This is a genomic window from Alteromonas antoniana, assembly GCF_019249295.1.
Classification (GTDB): Bacteria; Pseudomonadota; Gammaproteobacteria; order Enterobacterales; family Alteromonadaceae; genus Alteromonas; species Alteromonas antoniana.
The window spans coordinates 70,288-90,475 of sequence record NZ_JAESDH010000009.1 but is presented as its reverse complement, the minus strand read 5'-3'; the positions used below and the strand labels follow the sequence as shown (position 1 = coordinate 90,475).

The following is a 20,188-nucleotide window of genomic DNA, read 5'->3' as shown; positions in this document are numbered from 1 at the left end:
CAGGATGTAAAACCACGCAAGTTACTTTGTGATTTGTTGTAAGACGTTTGCCCCTTTCGTAAGTAAGACCCAAATAACTCGCTTCAATTAAAGACAACAGTTACACGCGCAATATGCGCATTTGATTTGCTATTTGAGGTCTATACGACATGTCTAAAGTAACAGGCACCGTTAAGTGGTTTAACGCTGACAAAGGTTATGGTTTTCTAACTCAGGATAACGGCGGTAAGGACGTATTCGTTCATTTCCGTGCCATTATGTCTGACGGTTACAAAACTCTGCCAGAAGGCCAGCGCGTAGAATTTGAAGTTGAAGAAGGTCAAAAAGGTCTTCAAGCTGCTAACGTGCAAGCTATCTAAGAATTCAAAAACGGCGGATTTATCCGCCGTTTTTTCTTATCACGTCACACTTTTCCAAATACGCCGCAATCCATTCATCTCTTTGTTCTCTGTCCGTGTCTATCCGGATGTGTCTGCATAAAGGACTACCGGCTTCGTAAAAGCGCTGTTGATAGCGATCCCAGTTTTCCAGCTTCGCAATATCTCGCGATAATCCACGTTTTTGTATTCGTTCTTTCAGCACTTGCGTATCGCAGGTGAGATAAAGGATATGTACATTAGCCTTGTATGTCTCAGCAAGCTGTGTTGACCAGTCCGGTTGTGAAAGTTCACGGGTAAATGGTCCGTTCATTACAACATCAGAGTGCACCAGATTATCTTTAGCCAGCGCAAACATGGATGAATAAATCGGTTCGCGAAATGTCTGTTTAAACATGTCTGAATCGCGGTCGTCGGAGTGGTAACCTGCCAGGTCGAGACCGGCTTCCACCACACTCGCAAAATGCGCATCGATATCAATGAAACAACCGCCACAGGCTCTGGCCAGTGTGGCTGACCACGTCGATTTGCCGACGCCGGGCTGTCCGCTAAAAATGAAAAGGTTATGCAATCGACTCTTCCTGAAAACGGGGCAACAAGCGCATAGCTGGCCGCAATAATGAGTAATCAAACACCATTGCACTTTGGTCATTGCGCAGTGTGGGTGACAGATGCTTTTTTCTGCTGGTGACTGGTATCGTTCAAACCGGGCAACAACGCATCGTACACTATTTGCAAAAAGCGCAGTGGCTATCATGTCAAAAACCAGCGTGATCGCAAAGCCAGTTGCGCGACATTGCGTAGGGTTACACTTGATAACAACAGAAAAAACGCAAGGCGCTACAATACAAATGGCTTCAGAATGAACCAACGTGGTAAGGTTGAGTCTGAGTTTCTGAATGCGAGGGTGCAATGTTTGTTGGCATCGTCGTGTGTAGTGGGTAGTACCTGCCTTCTTGATCCAAAGAGGCGATTCGCGGTGTGAGCCGTAAAGGCGTTATCGCCAGCAACGCAATGGGCGTTGTTACCATCACACACTCATGTGTCCAGACGAGTGTCATGGTATTACCCGGTTACAGAAAAAGGAGTGAGTAGATGTTCAGGGGTGGTTACAGAGTTTCTCTGTTCCTGTTTTTCTTTACCGTTTTCGCTGCCGCAGCGCAGGCGCAGGAAAACGTGATTGCCACGGTCTTCGGTGAGTCACTTACCTTAGATGATATCAGTCCGGACAGGGAACAGTTAAGCCAGATTGCGCGCATGAATTCGGCGTCTAAAGATATGGCGATGGCACAGTATCGTCATGGCTTTCTGGCAGATAAAATTGTAGAGGCGGTGCTGTCGCATTATGCCAAGAGCCACGACATTTCTGCTATGCCTGAGTTGGTTGAAAAATTTAAGGCGCGCTTCGCCGAAGATTTCAGCGAGAATCCGCCCGCAACCGAAGAGCCGGTCTCGTTTGATGAAGTCGCGGTGAAACAGGTTGAGCGTTGGTTGATTGATAAGGCCTTGTATGAAGATTTCGGCGGCGTAGTTATCTTTCAGCAGAATAATCCGCAAATGCCGGTGGGGGCTTACGAGCAATTGCTGAAGCAATATCAGCAGAAAGGACATTTTACTATCAGAGATGACAGTTACAGCGCGGTATTCTGGGAAGCGTTTGAACCACCATTCACTTTCGAGATTGAGCCTGGAAAGGTCGATTTCTCACAGCCATGGTGGCTTAGGTAAGGCTTTTTCAGCAGCGCTCTGACTGCAAACCGATGGTCAGGTGAAAGCGCCGGAATCGCCAGATATACGAGATAGTGCCGGCAGCCGCAATTACCATATACTGCCAATCCGTAAAAATGCGCGCTCCGGGCTGATTACTTATGACTACAAATCGGTATTAAGTCGCCGGCGGTAATCAATGCCCGCCGATATTACTCAAACAATGGCGTTGAAAAATACCTCTCAGCCCCATCGGCTAAAATAACGACAATATTCTTACCCTGATAAGCCTTTTGCGTTGCCAGCCTTGACGCTGCAGCCAGTGTGGCACCAGAAGAAATACCCACTGCCAGTCCTTCAACGCGGGCCAGCATCCTGGCCCAGTGAATGGCCTCGTCATCATCAACCGTCATAATGTGGTGATAACAGTCAGTATCCAGCACATCCGGAACATGGCCTGAACTTAACCCCTGTATATTGTGTACGCCCGCGCGTCCCTCGCTGAGCACCGGACATCGTGCCGGTTCAACGGCGATAACTTCCACATTCGGACAATGTTGTGTGACAACCTGCGCAATGCCGGTAAGCGTACCGCCGGTGCCCACCCCAGCTATCAGCACGTCAATGTGGTTTTGGGTATCCTGTAAAAGCTCTCTGGCAGTTGTTTGTGCATGTGCCAGCGGGTTTGCATGATTGGCAAACTGATCGAGTGAACGGGCGTGTGGTCTTTCAGATACCAGTCGTGCGGCTTCGTCAATCGCGCCTTTGGTGCCAAGTGCTTTCGGGGTGGTGATCACGTTTGCGCCGTAGTGGCGAATGAGCTTTTGTCTCTCAACAGACATATGCTCGGGGATTACGATAGTAAGTGGAATGTCATACAACGCACACAACCAGGCGCAGGCGACGCCATTGTTGCCTGACGATGCCTCAATCAGCTCGGTGTCAGCGGTAAAGTCCGGACTCGCCATTAATGCCTTTAACATGGCATAGGCGGGCCTGTCTTTGATAGAGCCGGCCGGATTCATAAACTCTACCTTACCCAGCACGTTGGCCACGAAGCCTTTCCGTTTGGCAATACGGGAGAGCGCAATCAGAGGCGTATTGCCAATCGTGTGCTCAATGCCCGGGTAGATGCGTGGCAAGTTGTCTGTTGCAGTGTAAACCGTATCCAGCATGACGTTCTCTGTAATAAAAAATCAGACAACCAGTTTGTGCCAAAACGCTGAATAATCTTGCTAAATAGGAATGCCAATGTATGCTTAATTAGCAATTTATTCTATTAAATGTCTTGTTTTGAAAAATAATTCCATAGATCGCGTTGACCGCGATATTCTTGCCTTATTACAACAAAATGCTGACGTGCCGCTATCAGAAATTGCAGAGCAAGTCGGGCTGACGCAGACGCCCTGCTGGCGACGCATTCAGCGGTTGGAGCAGCAGGGGCTGATTTCCCGGCGTGTTGCCTTGCTGGATGCACAGAAACTCGGACTGGCAATGACCGTGTTCGTGCAGGTAAAAGCCGGTCGGCATGATGGAAGCTGGCTAGATGCATTTGCCCGCCACGCGTCCGCATTTGATGAAGTGGTAGAGTTTTATCGCATGTCAGGAGAATACGATTACATGCTGAAAGTGCAGGTGACAGACATGGCAAGCTTTGATCACTTCTATAAACGTCTGGTGAACGGGATTGAACTTAGCGATGTCACGTCCAGTTTTGCCATGGAACAAATTAAATACGACACTGCACTGCCGCTTCATCACCTGTAAAGATAACAGTAGCAACAGACACTGTCTGGTATCACGGAGGTCACGTGGTCGCACGCTAAATAATCGAAGCATGTGCAACGCTTTATATTCTCATTTCAACGTCATTTACGAGAGTGATAGGCCGGAATGGGGTCGTTACGCTTCCTGTTCGAACGTCTTGATAATGATAAATCGAGGTCTGAACCGACCGGCGTAAATATTCGCAAAAGTAATACCCTTTCATTGATGCAGATGAATTTTGCGCAAGGACGGGTGTGATAAACTGACGATATTCTATCGTGATAGCCAATCCAGCGTTTGGTTTAGCGCTGTTATCTCTGGTTGGCAGGGGCGGTATCTACGAAGAGGCGCTCTTCCGTTGAAGAGCTGCACAATAGTAGTACCGGTAACGATTCGACGTAAACAGGACACCATGTATGTCACAAGATGTAGCCAATAACTGGGACGATATTTTGTTGCTCAACGAACAACTGTCAGAAGATGAGCGCATGGTCAGAGATTCTGCCCGTGAATTCTGCCAGCAAACCTTAATGCCAGGGATCTTACAAGCTAACCGCCAGGATCATTTTGACACTGGCATTATGCGCCAGTTCGGCGAAATGGGGCTGCTTGGCGCGACGATTGATGGCTATGGTTGCCCGGGCGTGAACTATGTGACGTACGGGCTTATTGCCCGCGAGGTCGAGCGGGTAGACAGCGGCTATCGTAGTGCGATGAGTGTGCAGTCCTCGCTGGTAATGCATCCCATTTATCAGTTCGGTTCTGAGGCACAAAAAGAAAAATATCTGCCGAAGCTGGCAAGTGGTGAGTGGATAGGCTGTTTCGGTCTGACAGAGCCTGATGCGGGCTCTGATCCTGCAGGCATGAAAACCCGTGCGAAAAAAGTAGAAGGTGGGTACCGACTGTCCGGCAGCAAAATGTGGATAACGAACTCACCGGTGGCCGATGTATTTGTAGTGTGGGCCAAGAATCAGGACGAGGATGATAAGATCACCGGCTTCGTACTGGAAAAAGGCATGCAGGGACTATCTGCGCCTAAGGTGGAAGGCAAATTGTCGCTACGCGCGTCCATTACCGGTGAGATTGTCATGGACAACGTGTTTGTACCTGAAGAAAACATGCTGCCAAACGTACGAGGGCTAAAAGGCCCCTTTAGTTGCCTGAACATGGCTCGGTATGGGATCTCCTGGGGGGCGATGGGCGCGGCAGAATTTTGTTGGCACGCGGCGCGTCAGTATGGGCTTGATCGAAAGCAGTTTAATAAGCCGCTGGCGCAAACCCAGCTGTTTCAAACCAAGCTGGCAAATATGCAGACTGAAATTGCGCTGGGCCTGCAGGCATCACTTCGTGTGGGCCAGCTGATTGACAGCAAAGCCTTCGATCCCACCATGATTTCGTTAGTGAAGCGTAACAACTGTGGTAAAGCGCTGGATATCGCCAGACAAGCCAGAGACATGCATGGTGGCAATGGGATCAGTGATGAATTCCATGTGATGCGCCATATGATCAACCTTGAGACAGTCAACACCTACGAGGGAACCTACGATGTGCATGGTCTTATCCTTGGGCGGGCACAAACTGGTCTGCAGGCGTTTTTCTGAGACTTCACATCTTGCGGGTTAGTGTAAGTTATATCACTCATAAAAGAGGCCGGTGAAAACCGGCCTCTTTTGTTTTACTTAACAAGTTTTGTCTTGCGTCGCCGCGTCATCGACAAGACCGCAACTTTACAGCATTACTTTGACTCTCTTGGTGACTCTTCTGCTTGCATTTGCGCTTCCAGCTTAGATTTCTTCTTTATCTTGCAGTCCAGAATGCGCTGCGTATTTTTACGACCCAGATAATACGCGATAGTGTAAGGGTGCGCTTTTTCAAAAAAGCGGGAAAAGGACTTCGTTAAAATATTCATAATTTATCTCCTCCCTGGAGTGTTGTTTCAAAAGCTTCCAACCCGAATAGATAACTGCTCGTTGCGTATGAGCAGTTATCTGTGCGAATTGCTGATAGCAATAAGGCTATCGTAATATAGGAACGCAGGAAAAAGGGTAAAAGATCACTGCGACCGCGTCTTCCCTATCATATCACACTACTATGGCAAACAGGCTACAGGCAGTGTCAGACTTGCAGAAGATAGATCAACGCCAGTGCCACCGCCGGTTACGGCTTATCCGGCGGCAGCCTGGACGAATGTCAGTAATAACTGAGTTTTTCCGATTTACCGGCAAAAATGCGGTAAACCAGTACGGTATAAGCAAGAATGCACGGCACCACGATAACCGTCCCCACTAACAGGAAGCGCAGTGAGTTTGCATCACTCAGTGCATCCATAACCGTAAGTTGTCCGGGAATAACGTAGGGGTAGTAGCTGATACCAAATGCGCTGAAGCACAGCACAAATACTACCAGCGCGATAAAGAAGGGCAGCCATTCTCCTTTCCCTTTGGCTTCGGGGAGTTTTTTGAGTAATACAGCGCACAGCACCAGCAGCGCAAAACAGGTAACAGGAATGGCCATCAGCAAATACCCCCACGGTGCGCTCAGCCAAAGCTCTCTGACATCATCATGTAGCGTAAGATTCGCCAGGCTTACTGCGATGATACCGCCGGATAATACGAACAGTCCGCGTCTTGCCCAGTAAAAGGCTTTTTCCTGCAATTCGTTTTCGGCCTTCATAATCAGCCAGCATGAACCAATAAACGCATAGGCTGCGGTAACACCAAGCGCGGCCAGCAGTGCGAAGCCCTGCGCCCAGATGTCGGTTCGCAGACCGGTAACGTAGATACCCAGCATGTAGCCCTGCGCCAGAGTTGTCAGTAATGAGCCCCATTTAAAACTTAGATCCCAGCTGCGCTTTCTTACCTGCGCTACCTTTGCGCGAAAGTCAAAAGACACGCCACGTAATATCAGCCCGATCAACATCAGCGTGGCCGGAATATACAAGGATTGAAGAAACTCACTGTGCGCTTCCGGAAACGCAAACAATAGCAGGCCAATAGCGAGCACCAGCCAGGTTTCATTGGCATCCCAGTACGGCCCGATAGAGGCAATCATATCGTCACGGAATTTTTCTTCCCGGGGGGGAAGCAGCACCCCTACACCGAGATCATAGCCGTCCAGAATAGCGTAGAGTAATACCGCAAGACCCAGCAGACCAACGTAGATATCACCTAAGGTTTCGGCGGATAAACTTTCAAATGGCATGGTGATCTCCTAGGTATTGGCAGGAGACATTTTTCCGGCTTTCGCCATCTCCCGCTCTTCAGTAGTGATTTCTTCGATCTCGACTGCCCGGCGACACATCAGCATCAGCGTGCCCATATAGGCAAACAACAGCACAGTATAAATCACGGCATACAGAGTAAATGACAAGGCCACATTGCCTGCTGGCAAACCTGTCACTGCATCTTCAGTTCTAAGCACGCCCGATACCAGATAAGGCTGTCGGCCAATTTCAGTGACATACCAGCCGGCCAGCGTCGCTATCCAGCCACTGAAGGCCATACCGGCATAGACTTTCTTCATCCACAACGGAATGTCTCCGCGTCGCCACAGCAAAACCGCCCCTGTCCACGACACCAGCAGCATCAGCAGGCCCATTCCAATCATCACCCGGAAGCTAAAAAAGACCTGGGCTACCGGCGGATGCTCGCCTTTAAAATCATTGAGGCCCTGTACTTTGCCGTTAGGGTCGTGGGTAAGAATAAGGCTGGCTGCGCGCGGGATCTTGATCTCCAGATGATTTTCGCGGCTCTCTTCATCAGGTATGGCAAATAAGAGTAAGGGAACGCCTTCGGTGGTTTCCCATAACCCTTCCATCGCTGCTACTTTCTGTGGTTGATGCTCAAGCGTGTTCAGCCCATGCATATCGCCGGCAAAAATCTGTAGTGGTATCAGCACAGCAGCAGTATAGGTTGCCGTCTTCAGCGCGATTTTCGGTGCTTCTTTGTCATCGCCTTTTAACATGCGATAGGCTGAGAGCCCTGCGATAAGGAAGCTTGCCGTCAGTCCTGAGGCCAGCATCATGTGCACAAACCGGTAGGGGAAAGACGGGTTAAAGATAATTTCACTCCAGTCTTTTGCATACACAATACCGTCTATGACTTCATGCCCCTGGGGGGTATGCATCCAGCTGTTTAGTGAGAGGATCCAAAACGCCGAGGTACTGGTACCGATAGCCACGACCAGTGTCGCCAGCGTATGCACCCAATTGGGCACTTTGCGGATCCCGAAAAGCATAATGCCCAGGAAAGTAGCTTCGAGGAAGAACGCCGTCAGCACTTCATAACCGAGTAATGGTCCCGCCACGTTCCCGACTTTTTCCATAAAGCCGGGCCAGTTAGTACCGAACTGAAATGACATGGTTACGCCACTGACAACACCCAGGGCAAATGTCAGTGCAAACACCCGCACCCAAAACCGGTAAATCCGCATCCATACCGGATTCGTTGACAGATTAGAGCGCAGTTTGAAATAGAAAAGAAACCAGGCTAGTGCCATGGTGATTGTTGGAAAAAGAATATGAAAACTGATATTCAGTGCGAACTGCAAACGAGACAGCAAAAACGCGTCCACAACGGCCTCCTCAATTGACGGTAGATTTACCGGGTAAAAGCTTATCTTTCAGATCCAGCATGCGACCGACACCGGACCCAAGTTTCATCAGCGTGTTCAGCTTGTCAGGTCCCAGATTCTGAAGCTCCTGAGACCACGCCGTCACCGACTCTAATAAGTCATGAATTTCAGACAGCGTTTGCTGCGCCTGCGCTTCATTGCTGTTTGCGGGGGTGTCGAGTAGTAAGTCACGTAACAAACTCAAAGTTGGATCAATTTCGCGCTTTCTTCTTTCTTCAAAAACGCGGTTGGCCAGCTCCCACACAGACCCGGCCGGAACAAAATAATCTTTGCGCTCACCGGGCACCAGGTGAGGTTTTACTAATCGCCAGGATTGAAGCTCTTTCAGGCCCATGCTGACATTGCCGCGTGAAATATTCAGCGCGTCAGCAATTTCCTGAGCTGTGACTGGTTCCTCGTTCAGTACGATAAGTGCCAGCATCTGGCCTACCGTGCGGTTAAATCCCCAGCGACTACCCATCTCACCAAAGTGCATTACAGCAGAGGTTATTAGCGGCGTCATTTTCATTTTACTGATCATATTGAAGTTTCAGAAATTACTGAAACTTTATGATCGAACTTGATCTAAGTCAAATTTTTATCGTGCGAAGGACGCGTATAAGTAGATGCCGGAGCAAGAGAGTAAGGACGAAAGCGTCAGGGGAAAAGCTGGGTGATGCCACCGACAAGGCATACGAGGATAAGCACCGCCGGATACCTGAGTATAGTGTATATCAGAAATTACTGACCGCCCGGCTAGGGTTTCCCGCATTGATGTCGCATTGTGAAGAATACCGGGCGCGCCGTACGGAGCGCCCCACATCCTTCTTGCGGCTATCGCCTGGTGGTATTGCGAATGCTTGGGTCCAGCAGGTATGTGGTGTTGCCCACTGTGAACCTGACGATATAGTCGTGCAATACGCCCTCCGGCGTACCATCCACATTTTTATTGCGAACAACCAGCGCTTTTCGGCCTACAGAGTGAACCTGAAATTCTCTGGCGTTTTGTGCGCTGGAGGCATGGCCAGCCCATAATGCATTAAACGCGGCGATGCCCTGGGTTGTTGACTGCGCATAGGTAGAGAGGATCGCATTTTTTTCTGCAAGCTCATTTTGTTCAAACACTTTCAGGTCAAAATCAGAATAGCCGGCGGGAAACTCGAAACGGATGAATTTTTTGTCTTGTGTAAACTCAATGATCTCAATTGGCTGATTATCCTGATAGAGGATCAGCTGACCCGGTGCGCCCTCCTGCGCTCTGTATTCAACATTGATGGTATTGGGGTTAGCCTGTACGGCAGTGGTAAATAAAATCGCACTGATAACTGTGACAATAGAAAGTGTTTTATTTTTCATTATTGTTTTCCTGTAGCTTAGTAGGATGCGGGCATGGACGTAACCGCTCCTTCCCTGAGTAAACAAGGCGGAGTATTCCGCCCTGTAGCGGGCTGGGCTCAACCCATTTGCCTATTTCTGATGCTCGGATCCAGTAAATAGCTCTGATTATCGTAGGTAAATTTGAGAATATAGCTGTGAAGTGTGCCGCACTCGTCGCCATCCTTATCCTTATCCCGCACTACCATTTTTTGTCCCTGAGGCGCGCGTAACTTAAATTCCCGTTTTTTCTGATCGCTGGATGCTTTTCCACCCCAGGTTGCGTCGAATTTCGAGATGCCATCCTGCGGATCGCTTTCATACGCGGACATTACGGTGGTTTTATCCGACGTTTCATTTTCCTCAAATACGCGGATATCGAAGTCAGTGTAGTCATCCGGAAATGCAAACCGGATAAAACGCTTGTTAGCGGGAAACTCAATCTCGCTTATTGGTGTTGAGCCTGAATACAGCGTAAGGTTTCCGGGTTCGTTCGCGGTATCGGCCTTAAGAACAACATCAACACTGTTGTCGTCTGTTGGCGTGGTATGGTCCTGTACTGGCATAGCGTGATCTCCTGATCAGAGTAAGTTATGCGCCAGCGCCGAACGGATATCCGGCTCAAGCGCAGCAAGTTCCGGATACTGCCAGATTACATCCGGGGTGATAGAAACCAGATTGTTAAGGGCGCGGTAGTCTTCGTTCGCGAGTGCCTGCTCGAGCTGTGCTACCAGGGCCCCGGGCCCAAGAGATTCGGACGTCACTTTATAGTCTGGCTGTAATTTAAGCGCCGTTGCGACACGTAAACGCCAAAGCTGGGCGGTAGGCACTTCCGCTTTCAGCAACGTTTGTTGGTAAGGGTAAGCATCATCGTATCTTTCCTGCGCCATTAGCAGGCGCCAGTACCAGTAATGCCGGTGATACCAGGTCTCCATCCAGAAGTTAGCGCTTTCTTCAGGCGTTTCGGCGTTGATAGCAAAGCTGCGATCGAAGCTTTGCTCTGCAAGAGGGAGGTTATTACTCAGCAGATACACTTCGCCAAGGTACGCATGGGTGGCTGACAGGATTTGTCGCCAGTTCTGATTGTCTCTGTCATGTCGCACCAGCTCTTCCATGGTGCGCTGTTGTTCAAGATAGATCTGAATGGCTTTGTTGAGGTTGCCGCTGAATATTTCTATTTTCGCCAGGCGGTTATTCGCCAGCACCACGTTCACTCTTGCCCTGTAGCCTTTTTCCAGTTGCGCTATCTGTTGAAAGAGCTGTTGCTCACTCTGGTAAAAACTTAAGGCCTGGGTCAGCTTTAGTTGCTTCTGGTGCGCTGAACCGAGCCAGGAATAGACGTCGGCCAGGGTGGCGATAGCATCAAGATTATCCGGCGCCAGTGATACTACCTGCAGCGTGTATTCGGCTGCTTTAAGGAAATAGCCAATGGCAGCGTCGATGTTACCTCTGCTGTTGGCAAGTGTGCCAAGATTGGAGTTAGCGTAGGCCACTTCCATCATCGCGTCCGGGTACTCGGGTCGCATCTCACGTAGCTTGAGTGCCGTGTCCCGGTAGGAGAGAAATAACGCTTCGGCCTGTTTAAGGTCGTTGGCAACCCAGTATGCATAACCCAACCAGAATTCGGCCTGCGCCTGCTCATACATGTAGTCGAAACGGTCGGGCGATTGCGTGACCAGTTTTTCTGCCTGCTTCAGGCTTTGCTCAAATGCCTTGGTGGCTTTATCGTATTGCGCGATGTCCATGTACACGCTGCCGATCTGATAAAGGGCTTTAGTACGATTTAGCAGACTCGTGTCATTGGCTTCTTCATCTTCCAGACCGGCAAAGTAGGCCATGGCTTTCTCGCCAATAGACTGCATCACATCAAGACGACCAAGCTTTTCCAGCTCGGCATGTAAATCTCCGATAAGAAACTCTATTAAATCCTGACTCTTTGCCAGATTTCGCTCGGCAGCCTGTTGGCTCTCTCTGGCTGAAAACGAGGCGCTGGTGGCATAAACGGTCACTGCAATCAGTGCTGCGATGGCAGCATAGCGAAATCCCGTCGCCCGTCTGGCGCGTTGCTCTGACGCTGACACATACTCTTTCAGTTCTGCAGTATGTGCCAGTTCACTTCGGATAAGTGCCCGGCCGTCTTCCAGTGGTTTGCCAGCGTTCAGCAACAGAGCCGGATCGCGTTTGGCGTTAACCCAGCGCCTGACCTGTTCAGACATCTGGTTACGAATATTTAGCAGGGCCCGGTTGGTTTCAAGCCAGCTCACCAGCCGGGGCCAGTGAATATGCAGTGATTCATGAGCAATCGTCACTACTTCCACACCATCGGGATTCCTCTCGCTGACCAGCAAACGCGCATCAAGGAACGCATCCACCAGGGCTCGAGCGTAGCGGTCGCTCTCAAGGTGAGATCTTACTGCCCATTTACGCAGATACCGCCCGCTTTCATCACAACTGGTTAGCTGATTAAAAACATGCGCAAAACGTTTGCGGACGTTTTTATCCAGCTCTTTGAATATGCTCTCTGCATGACTGGCTATGGCACCCTCGATTCCCCCGAGTGATTCGTAGTGTTCGAATGTCAGCATGCCGCTGGGGGTGCGCATGTCATACAACTGGGTTAACGTGAACTCAAGCAGTGGGAGGCTTTCCGGTGATTGGGCGGCCCGCGTGGCAATCACCTCATCCAGCGGTGGTTGTCCTTTGGCGCCTTCCTCAAAGTGCAGGTGTGCGGCGCGGGCAGGGATAGTGATCATCTGGCGAATGTTAAACAGGGCGGGGGGCGACAAATCGTGTTGGCCACCATGCTGTTTAAGCTTAAGCAGTTCCGGGGTGGAAGACAGATGGTGATAGCAGTCGCTGCGTAATGTAGCGATAATATGAACACCGACCTCTTCAACCATGGCGGCTATCAGTTTTGCAAACTGCTTGCGCTGTTCGGGCGCAATGGCCTCTGACGTGTATAGCTCTTCCAACTGGTCGATCAGCAACACCAGGGTGACGGGTTCTGCCTGTGAGGCCAACGCTGTCTGCAGATACTCAATAAAGGTGTCGGGATGCGTGAAGGCCTGACTGGCCAGCACCGTTATGCGTTCAGGGGGGACCAGTTCATGTGCGCTGTGCGACGCCAGAGCCGAGACCAGAGCCCGGAAAGGGTCGCCTTCGATGTCAGCCGGACGCATAACCCCACGCAGGACCTGACCACCATCCCGAAAAAATACGGGATCATAAAGTGCTGGCAATATACCAGCCCGGGCCAGGCTGGATTTTCCAGAGCCGCTCATACCCACTATCAACAGGAATGGCTGATGCATCGCGGCCTTATGTTTCAGCTTTTCCACCGCTTCAGCTATGGCGTCATCACGACCGCAAAAGACATTGGCGTGCTCAAACCGGAATGCTTTAAGTCCCTGAAACGGATTGCCGCTGTACCAGTCACGGGCATGGGTCATTTGTGCTTCGGTCAGCATAGGAAGATGACTGTCCAGCCAGCGATGCAGATGATGTTCCAGCAAACTTTCAAACTCACTCACCGTGGCGTACTGATGATAGGCCTTACTCAGGCGTTGCTGCTGATCGGTAAAGTGTTCGGCAAAAAAAGCGTTCACGCTTTGGGCACGCTTTCCCGCAGTATCCATGCGCCGGTACACCATTACCGCTGGTTTGCCATGAGCCTGCTGTGCATCCTGAGCAGCCAGAAATTCATACTCGGTGCCGGTGAGCGGGCCGGTATACGGTGCGGGAATAGCGTCGTCGGGCAGCGGGGTGCCCATGCGCTGCCATAGCAACATAATAAAGAGATCAGCCGTAGCCGGATTCGGAAGTTGTGGCTGGAACGAGTCTTTTGCCTCAAGCGGCTGCTCTTCCCAGAGGATCAGGTTCAGTTCGCTGCGATGCCCGAATACTTTACGCAGACGCTCAGTCACTTTAGCGACCAGCGCGCGCTCAAGCGCAACGTCGCCAGGCGAGGATACGAAAATATTGCAGGTGGGCATAGGGTTTACGATTTATTGTGCTATTGTCGAATAGCTTAGTACAAAAAGTGAACAGTAACAGGTAAGGCAGCGAAAATAACCGATTTAGGGTGTTTGTTACCGCGCCATGATGTTCTGTGCGATGTACGCGCCCTGCCACTGTCAGATAAGCAAGTGGACGCTGTTGTGCCTGCCGCTTATTACTCTTTAGCCTTCATAAGGACATGACTAATGTCTGAATCGCAAGTTGCTTCTGTGTATCAGCAGTTCGTAGATTCGCCACTGGTACCCATGACGCTGCGTGTCGGCGTGGCGGGGCACCGTGAGCATACAAATATCCGCGCAGATAATGATGTGCTGATAAAACAAATAACCGCACTCTACAGTCTTATCCATGAGCAGTTGAGTCGTTGTCATGAACATCCGCATGCCAGCATTCTTTATGCCTCTGTTCCACCGGTGTTAAGGCTGACATCGTCAATGGCCGATGGCGCAGACCGTTTGTTACTGGAACCTGCGCTGGTTAAAGAGCAATATGAGCTGTCCTGTATTCTGCCTTTTACGGCAAGTGAGTATGCCAGGGATTTTGATGCCGCGAGTCAGCAGGCATTTTTCCAAATTCTTAACCGTGCCAATTATCAGCAACCAGATTCCAAAGTGCTGGAGCTTGACGGCAAACGTGAGAATGCAGATTTTGCGTATCGTGACTGTGCGGAAGCACTGGTCAGTAACTGCGATTTATTAGTGGCGCTTTACGACGGTGAAGACCGGGGAGGATATGGCACGTCCTGGACCATTAAACTGGCGCTGTCGCAGAAAATTCCGGTGATCTGGATAGACATAGCGCACCCCAACAACCTGTATTTTCTGCACAGGGAAAATGGCGAGACCATCACCACACCTCTCACTGCTGCCTCCCTGTATGAATGGCTGGGGCATACGTTGTTATTTGATACGGTTCTGTCTTCCCCGGACGAAACCCGTAAGGGCGATTTAACCTCCCGCGTTCTGCACCGGTTTCGCACGTTCGCCCGTGAGTCAGCATTATCCTATCGTGCTCAGGAGATGCCGGATTATAACGACCGGGGGCCGATCACCGTGAAAGTGGGGCGCAGCAACCTGCTTCATAACGGGTTTGGTATGTTAAGAAAACTGCTGATATCACCGGCGAAAATAAAGCGAGAAGTGACTCAGCACCACGATAAGCTTCCCGCGTCGGCACAGATAAGCGCTACGTCCTCATCGCCGGATATCAACAAATTTCACACCCCTGCCAGCGACGCGTACTTTGCCGCCTATTTACGAGCGGACCGGCTGGCAGGCTTTTATGCGTCACTGCATCGCAGTACCTTCATGTACATTTATATTTTTGGCGCGGCAGCACTGATGGTAGCGGCACTGGCGATTGCCTTTTCCAGCCCGGCCGAGTACGGAAAAACCGCACTGTATTGCGCGGTCATCGAAATCGGGCTATTGGCCCTCATTTATATTCTTTACAAAAGAGACAGATACAAACGCCTTCATGACCGGTGGCTGGAATACCGCTGCATTGCTGAATTCTTAAGGCCGACATTGTATTTATCGTTGTTTAGCAGCCATTTTCCCATGCGCCGTTTCCGCGACAGCGAAGAGGTGCTGGGCAGGAATTTACTCGGGCATGGCGGGCCGGAGCGTTGCTGGGCCTATCTGTACACTGAAACCGTATTGCGATGGGTAGGGTTTTCCGGTCATAACATGGAACCGGAGTATTTATCAGACGCGCTGCACTTTACCCAGACGCACTGGATAAAAGAGCAATATCATTACCATACGCACAACGCTATTGCGATGAAGCAAATGGCAAAGCGGCTGATAAAGTTAAGTGAGGCCATGTTTATCACAACCATCGTGGTGGTGTTTGCTAAAATCGGGCTGACGCTGTACTTGCCTCATCTGTATGGTTTGTCAAAAATCTGTGGTCTGCTGGCGGCCTGGCTACCGGTGACCGGAACCACAGCATTTGCCATCCGTAATCATGCAGAGTTTGAGATCTCAGCGCAACGAAGTCTGAGTGCCAGAGAAATTTTGCTGGGATATCACTGCAAAATATCGGCGCTTGCCACCACAGCACTCACCGCAAAAGAAATTGAAGAAACCTTGCGGGAGCTTACCGCACAGTCGATCACGGAAACTGCCGACTGGCTCGAAATCTATGAAGTGAAAGATACGGAAACCGCCTGAGGTAAACGGACATATTTCCCAAAAGGGCCGCGCTGCGCCGGTGACATTGTGCTGCTGTTTGCGCGCCAGCGCCAAAACTTTTGATATTGGCATCAAACAAAAAAGTTAGCTCTGCAAATCTCAGAATGCCGGTGCCGGAAGAATGTATGTGCTGCACAACCCTGTGCCCTGCTAACCACAACACCCTCAGTGACATCCCCAGCAAAGCGGGTTGATTACCAGCGCTGGATCATCCGCTTGTAAACATCCGGGTCGAGCAGGCTGGGTCGTAATGACGGCGTCACTGTCTGCAGCGCTTGCTTAGCATCACTCCAGGTCGCAAAGCGCTTACCATCGACAATAAAATTAGCGTTGTCGCCCACTGGCTTACCGTCCAGAGAATACGCCAGTGTAAGCAAGCCAGGTTCGATTTTGGCGTGGGTTACATCGGTAGAAGTGATGTATTCTGCGATACCGTCGCCGTCGGTATCCTGTGTCAGCCAGGTCACGCCAAGTAAACGATTGTACGTGCCATCTGTCTGCATCGCTTTGATGGTGTCATTGAAATCGGCAAGCAGCTGTGCGGCATTATCGATTTTTGTTGACAGGGAAATGTGGAAACTCGTTTTCACCAGAGGGGCAGCAGAATAATGCAGCATTTCTTCGCCATCGGCTCTGAGCAGCCGGTTAAATTCGTCGACTAACAAATAAGAGGTCATAAGGTAGGGGGCGCGATCATCGGCAAGCTGACGAAACGCATCGAAGCTGGACGGGTTTCTGGACCACTTGATGTCTTTAATCAATCTGAATTTCGGAGTGTTGGCGAAACGGTTTTCAATAGCAACGCGGTTGCTGTCAAGGTGAGGAATAAGCCGGATCTGCTTAACGTCTTCAGACTTGCTGCTCACGTACAGCAGTAAAGGAAGGTATGACTCGGAGTACAGGAAAGACGATTTCTTACTGCCTAAATCGATAAAAGCAAACTCACCGTCAAGGTCACCGGATAGCAGCCCGCTACCCAGGAATGCCTGGCGCATGACTTCAAGCTGGAGGTCTTCTCCCATGCGGGAAAACGCCTCTTCGACAATGGCATTCAGGCGTGCCGGCTCACCTTCTGCATCGACGTAGGTTGCAAACGAAGAGGCTCCCAGAGTGACCGCACTGGCACTCCCGAAAAACAACATGGAAAACCAAAGTCCCGCGGTGGCCAACAGCTTATTCATTTTTTACTCACTTCGTTACTATCAGTTTGGTGCAAAAGACGGCATTCACTTTATCACTTATCCGGTGGCCCAATATTGTCCTTGTGCTCGCGTTAACCGGTGAAAGACGGCACTTGTGAGCCGTGACAGCATCTGCATAGGGCTTACTGAAAACGCAAACTGTCCTCGTCAGCTCTTATGTAGCTTACATCAAATCTCTACGAATAACCTGTTTTGCAAAGATCATCGAGGACCAGCTAACCCTGGCACTGAAAATCAGCCAATCGCCATCAGCTTTTGGCGTAGTGACTATCAGGTAAGATAATCCAGGCCTTCATGTTACACAGTAAGATAAGAACGTCACTTCCGTTGTGTGACGTTCCTCTTTACCTTTATGCCGGACGTATTACTCGCCAAAGCTTCCGGCTGCACCCGGGTAGACTACCGGGCTTTCGTAACCTTTCTTACTGACGCTGGCAACGCCGAAGAAGTAATTGTCGATCACGACGTTATCCAGTGTTGCTGTGGTCACGTTACCCACATAGCGACTGAACTCCCATTGCGGTGCATCAGTATGGCGCCAGTATATTTTATATCCCGCAAGCTGCGGGTTTTGCTCTGCATTCAGAGCATCCCATGAAAGCGTTGTCGAGGGACGAACTGCACCTTCAATACTGACATTTACCGGTGGGTTGGGGGCCCACGCCATGCTGGCCAGGCTGGCGGCGTTAAGCGAAGTCAGCTTAGCAGCATAGTCGAAATTCACCCCATCGAGTGTGTCACCGTACTTGATACCATCTTCCGTGCGCAGGTCCTGATGCTGGCGGTTGTAGTTCTCGTTGGTTTCCATAATGCGAATACCGGGGTAACCGAGGTCGTTGAAAGGGCGGTGATGGCCGCCGCGACCGAAGCGGTCCAGACGATAAATCACCATGGTATCCAGGTTGGGGATAAACTGGTCGGCAATCCGGTCAATGTAGCGCGCCAGATTACGACTTGGCGAATCGACTTCACCGCCAGTGAAACGGCGGATGCGGGCTTCCTGATCGGTTTCCGTCACCCGGGTTCCTTCTGCGAAAATGCGGGCCGTGGTGTTATTGATTACTCCATTAATTCCCTCAATGTTGCCTATCATGTCGTTGTTCAGTACAGCCTTAATTCGCCAGCCATCGGCTTTGGCCTTTTCCGCCATGATTTTACCGCCGAATAACCCCTGTTCCTCGCCTGATAACGCGGCATAGACGATAGAGCCGTTGAATTTGTGCTTAGAGAGCACGCGGGCAGCCTCCAGCGTACCGGCCACGCCTGATGCATTGTCATTGGCACCGGGTGAGTCCGATGTGGCGTTCATCACATCAGATACCCGTGAGTCGATATCGCCTGACATGATCACGTAACGGTTGGGATCGGTCGAGCCACGCTGAATGGCAATGACGCTGACCACGTCAGTGGCCTCGGGAATACGTTTTTCGCCACTTATCTCCTCAGACTGGAAATACACTTCCAGACAGCCGCCACATTCTGCCGAGATTTTTTCAAATTCAGCCTTTATCCAGCGCCGGGCAGCGCCGATACCGCGGGTATCTGACTCGGTTTCCGATAACGTGTGACGGGTACCGAAGTTGACCAGTGTCGTAATGTCACTTTCAATTCTGTCGGCAGACACATCTGCAACAATATCGTGAATCACTTGCTGGTCACCGGCCTCAGGGACATCTGATGCAGTGGCGAGCGAGCTTGTCAGCGACCCGAAGGTCAGGCCCAACAGAGAAACGAGTGTGGTTCTTTTCATCGTTATTACCGTTTTTTGTTGTAGTTAGAATAAATCAGTGCGACAGGCTGTAAAAGCGCACAGCCAGTATCGGTGCATGTCAGGAAAGTGCGAATACGTCTGCGGTCGCTGTGAGGCGTCAGACGCATTAACATTTTCTTCTGGTACTTACGTTAGGGGAAAGCGAACCAGGTCACAAATGAAGTCGGCGTAATGAGTGGGGACTCTGTCGTAGGATAACGTCTGGCGCAGCGAAAAAGAGTATGTAGCACCGCATAAGAGGAATGTACCTGCTGGTTACTACGTTGTTTTGAAAGGCACCGGCATTTGGTTTTAATGCGCCTTGATTAGCTACAGCTCTCATTACACATCATAGCGGACTGGAAAAGGAGATTAGCACAGCAGGGCACTGCGCACAGTGCCAGACAGCTGCGTAAAAAAAGCGCAGCCATTAGCTGCGCCTTCTCAATTCGTATATGTACTCTTAAGAGTGCAGACTGACTATCAGATGAAAGCGAACGCGTCACCAAACAGGTCGTCTTTGGATAAGCCGCGGGTAGTGAAATCTTCCCGAACCACTTTCGCCATCTCAAAGCGGCCCGCCACATACACCTGCACATTTGCAAAGTCAGCGTGGTCGGCCATGGCGGCATGATGCACCCAGCCGGTACGACCAGACCAGTCGTCATGTGCAAACTCGACCACCGGAATAAAGGTAAACTTATCGTGTTTTTCTGCCAGTGCTGTCAACTCGTCAGCAAGATACAGATCGTCAGCATGACGCCCTCCCCAGTACAGCGTGATCGGTGTGGCATCGTTGCTGTGCAGGTGCTCCTGCAGAATAGACCAGGTGTAGGAAAAGCCGGTACCGCCTGCAATCAGGATCATTGGCTTCCCATTGGGCTTCAGAAACGCCTCGCCGTGCCCACCACTTAATGTAATAGTGCCGTCATTGCGCATACGTTCCAGCACTTCCGTTGCGTAGGCATTTCCTTCATCCGCACCGATGTGCAGTTCGATGCGGTCATTATCCCAGGCGGCATTGGCAATAGAGAAAGGACGCTTGTCGTTCTCGCCCATGTGCACAAGAATGTACTGACCCGCTTTGAATGACATCGGAGACGATGGCGTTAACTCAACCTTGTAAACCGTGTCGGTAAGCGGTTCGATATTGGCGACCTGACATTGTATTTCTGACATGTACTCTCT

At 50.5% G+C, this 20,188-nt stretch carries 17 protein-coding genes; 5 read left to right on the top strand and 12 right to left on the bottom strand.

The genetic code is table 11. The features are described 5' to 3' along the window. The first annotated feature begins 149 nt into the window (after nt 1–149). The gene (gene cspE, locus JKP77_RS09655; protein ID WP_218310978.1) at nt 150–359 is read left to right on the top strand and encodes a transcription antiterminator/RNA stability regulator CspE; all 210 of its coding nucleotides are present in this window, start codon (nt 150–152) and stop codon (nt 357–359) included. 19 nt (nt 360–378) lie between these two features. Here the strand turns inward: cspE and JKP77_RS09650 are convergent, their stop codons facing one another. Next, entirely contained in the window at nt 379–948 is a 570-nt protein-coding gene (locus JKP77_RS09650; RefSeq protein ID WP_218310977.1) for a P-loop nucleotide/nucleoside kinase family protein, read from the bottom strand. A 524-nt stretch (nt 949–1,472) separates the two neighbouring features. Between JKP77_RS09650 and JKP77_RS09645 the strand changes: the two genes are divergently transcribed. Next, nucleotides 1,473–2,105 (top strand): hypothetical protein, encoded by a 633-nt coding sequence (locus tag JKP77_RS09645; protein ID WP_218310976.1) that lies wholly within the window; start codon nt 1,473–1,475, stop codon nt 2,103–2,105. A gap of 191 nt (nt 2,106–2,296) precedes the next feature. Here the strand turns inward: JKP77_RS09645 and JKP77_RS09640 are convergent, their stop codons facing one another. Continuing rightward, a complete protein-coding gene (locus JKP77_RS09640) occupies nt 2,297–3,259 on the bottom strand; it encodes a PLP-dependent cysteine synthase family protein (RefSeq protein WP_218310975.1) in 963 nt (320 codons plus the stop codon). A 133-nt stretch (nt 3,260–3,392) separates the two neighbouring features. Here JKP77_RS09640 and JKP77_RS09635 point away from each other — a divergent pair, with 133 nt between their 5' ends. Both JKP77_RS09635 and JKP77_RS09630 read left to right on the top strand, forming a co-directional pair. After that, complete coding sequence (locus tag JKP77_RS09635) at nt 3,393–3,851, top strand: Lrp/AsnC family transcriptional regulator (protein ID WP_218311038.1); 459 nt, start codon at nt 3,393–3,395, stop codon at nt 3,849–3,851. Between the two features lie 416 nt (nt 3,852–4,267). Then, nucleotides 4,268–5,452: an acyl-CoA dehydrogenase gene (locus JKP77_RS09630; protein ID WP_218310974.1), complete on the top strand. Its 1,185-nt coding sequence runs from the start codon at nt 4,268–4,270 to the stop codon at nt 5,450–5,452. 134 nt (nt 5,453–5,586) lie between these two features. On the opposite strand, the gene JKP77_RS09625 is transcribed toward JKP77_RS09630, so the two are convergent. The 7 genes from JKP77_RS09625 to JKP77_RS09595 all read right to left on the bottom strand — a co-directional run bounded on the left by JKP77_RS09625 (nt 5,587) and on the right by JKP77_RS09595 (nt 13,828). Continuing rightward, nucleotides 5,587–5,760: a hypothetical protein gene (locus JKP77_RS09625; RefSeq protein ID WP_218310973.1), complete on the bottom strand. Its 174-nt coding sequence runs from the start codon at nt 5,758–5,760 to the stop codon at nt 5,587–5,589. 281 nt (nt 5,761–6,041) lie between these two features. After that, on the bottom strand, nt 6,042–7,052 hold the full coding sequence (locus JKP77_RS09620; RefSeq protein ID WP_218310972.1) for a cytochrome d ubiquinol oxidase subunit II: 1,011 nt from the start codon (nt 7,050–7,052) through the stop codon (nt 6,042–6,044). Nucleotides 7,053–7,061: 9 nt separating this feature from the next. Continuing rightward, nucleotides 7,062–8,423 (bottom strand): cytochrome ubiquinol oxidase subunit I, encoded by a 1,362-nt coding sequence (locus tag JKP77_RS09615; RefSeq protein ID WP_218310971.1) that lies wholly within the window; start codon nt 8,421–8,423, stop codon nt 7,062–7,064. 10 nt (nt 8,424–8,433) lie between these two features. Beyond that, a complete protein-coding gene (locus tag JKP77_RS09610) occupies nt 8,434–8,991 on the bottom strand; it encodes a GbsR/MarR family transcriptional regulator (RefSeq protein ID WP_218311037.1) in 558 nt (185 codons plus the stop codon). A gap of 305 nt (nt 8,992–9,296) precedes the next feature. Continuing rightward, on the bottom strand, nt 9,297–9,818 hold the full coding sequence (locus tag JKP77_RS09605) for a hypothetical protein (RefSeq protein ID WP_218310970.1): 522 nt from the start codon (nt 9,816–9,818) through the stop codon (nt 9,297–9,299). Nucleotides 9,819–9,916: 98 nt separating this feature from the next. Next, entirely contained in the window at nt 9,917–10,402 is a 486-nt protein-coding gene (locus JKP77_RS09600; RefSeq protein ID WP_218310969.1) for a hypothetical protein, read from the bottom strand. Nucleotides 10,403–10,417: 15 nt separating this feature from the next. Beyond that, on the bottom strand, nt 10,418–13,828 hold the full coding sequence (locus JKP77_RS09595; protein ID WP_218310968.1) for an ATP-binding protein: 3,411 nt from the start codon (nt 13,826–13,828) through the stop codon (nt 10,418–10,420). Between the two features lie 210 nt (nt 13,829–14,038). On the opposite strand from JKP77_RS09595, the gene JKP77_RS09590 reads away from it, so the two are divergent. Beyond that, nucleotides 14,039–16,027, top strand: a complete 1,989-nt coding sequence (locus tag JKP77_RS09590) for a hypothetical protein (protein WP_218310967.1) — start codon at nt 14,039–14,041, stop codon at nt 16,025–16,027. A 215-nt stretch (nt 16,028–16,242) separates the two neighbouring features. Here the strand turns inward: JKP77_RS09590 and JKP77_RS09585 are convergent, their stop codons facing one another. From JKP77_RS09585 to fre, 3 genes are all read right to left on the bottom strand, one after another. Then, entirely contained in the window at nt 16,243–17,229 is a 987-nt protein-coding gene (locus JKP77_RS09585; RefSeq protein ID WP_218310966.1) for a substrate-binding periplasmic protein, read from the bottom strand. 385 nt (nt 17,230–17,614) lie between these two features. Beyond that, entirely contained in the window at nt 17,615–19,000 is a 1,386-nt protein-coding gene (locus tag JKP77_RS09580) for a M28 family metallopeptidase (RefSeq protein WP_218310965.1), read from the bottom strand. 483 nt (nt 19,001–19,483) lie between these two features. Next, entirely contained in the window at nt 19,484–20,179 is a 696-nt protein-coding gene (fre, locus tag JKP77_RS09575; protein WP_218310964.1) for an NAD(P)H-flavin reductase, read from the bottom strand. Between the last annotated feature and the right edge of the window lie 9 nt (nt 20,180–20,188).

Bases quoted from the DNA above. Each gene is read 5' to 3' on its own strand.
- JKP77_RS09620 (WP_218310972.1), bottom strand. From the start codon at position 7,052: ATGCCATTTGAAAGTTTATCCGCCGAAACCTTAGGTGATATCTACGTT.
- JKP77_RS09645 (WP_218310976.1), top strand. From the start codon at position 1,473: ATGTTCAGGGGTGGTTACAGAGTTTCTCTGTTCCTGTTTTTCTTTACC.
- JKP77_RS09595 (WP_218310968.1), bottom strand. From the start codon at position 13,828: ATGCCCACCTGCAATATTTTCGTATCCTCGCCTGGCGACGTTGCGCTT.
- JKP77_RS09630 (WP_218310974.1), top strand. From the start codon at position 4,268: ATGTCACAAGATGTAGCCAATAACTGGGACGATATTTTGTTGCTCAAC.
- JKP77_RS09625 (WP_218310973.1), bottom strand. From the start codon at position 5,760: ATGAATATTTTAACGAAGTCCTTTTCCCGCTTTTTTGAAAAAGCGCAC.
- fre (WP_218310964.1), bottom strand. From the start codon at position 20,179: ATGTCAGAAATACAATGTCAGGTCGCCAATATCGAACCGCTTACCGAC.
- JKP77_RS09585 (WP_218310966.1), bottom strand. From the start codon at position 17,229: ATGAATAAGCTGTTGGCCACCGCGGGACTTTGGTTTTCCATGTTGTTT.
- JKP77_RS09640 (WP_218310975.1), bottom strand. From the start codon at position 3,259: ATGCTGGATACGGTTTACACTGCAACAGACAACTTGCCACGCATCTAC.
- JKP77_RS09590 (WP_218310967.1), top strand. From the start codon at position 14,039: ATGTCTGAATCGCAAGTTGCTTCTGTGTATCAGCAGTTCGTAGATTCG.
- JKP77_RS09580 (WP_218310965.1), bottom strand. From the start codon at position 19,000: ATGAAAAGAACCACACTCGTTTCTCTGTTGGGCCTGACCTTCGGGTCG.
- JKP77_RS09605 (WP_218310970.1), bottom strand. From the start codon at position 9,818: ATGAAAAATAAAACACTTTCTATTGTCACAGTTATCAGTGCGATTTTA.
- cspE (WP_218310978.1), top strand. From the start codon at position 150: ATGTCTAAAGTAACAGGCACCGTTAAGTGGTTTAACGCTGACAAAGGT.
- JKP77_RS09610 (WP_218311037.1), bottom strand. From the start codon at position 8,991: ATGAAAATGACGCCGCTAATAACCTCTGCTGTAATGCACTTTGGTGAG.
- JKP77_RS09600 (WP_218310969.1), bottom strand. From the start codon at position 10,402: ATGCCAGTACAGGACCATACCACGCCAACAGACGACAACAGTGTTGAT.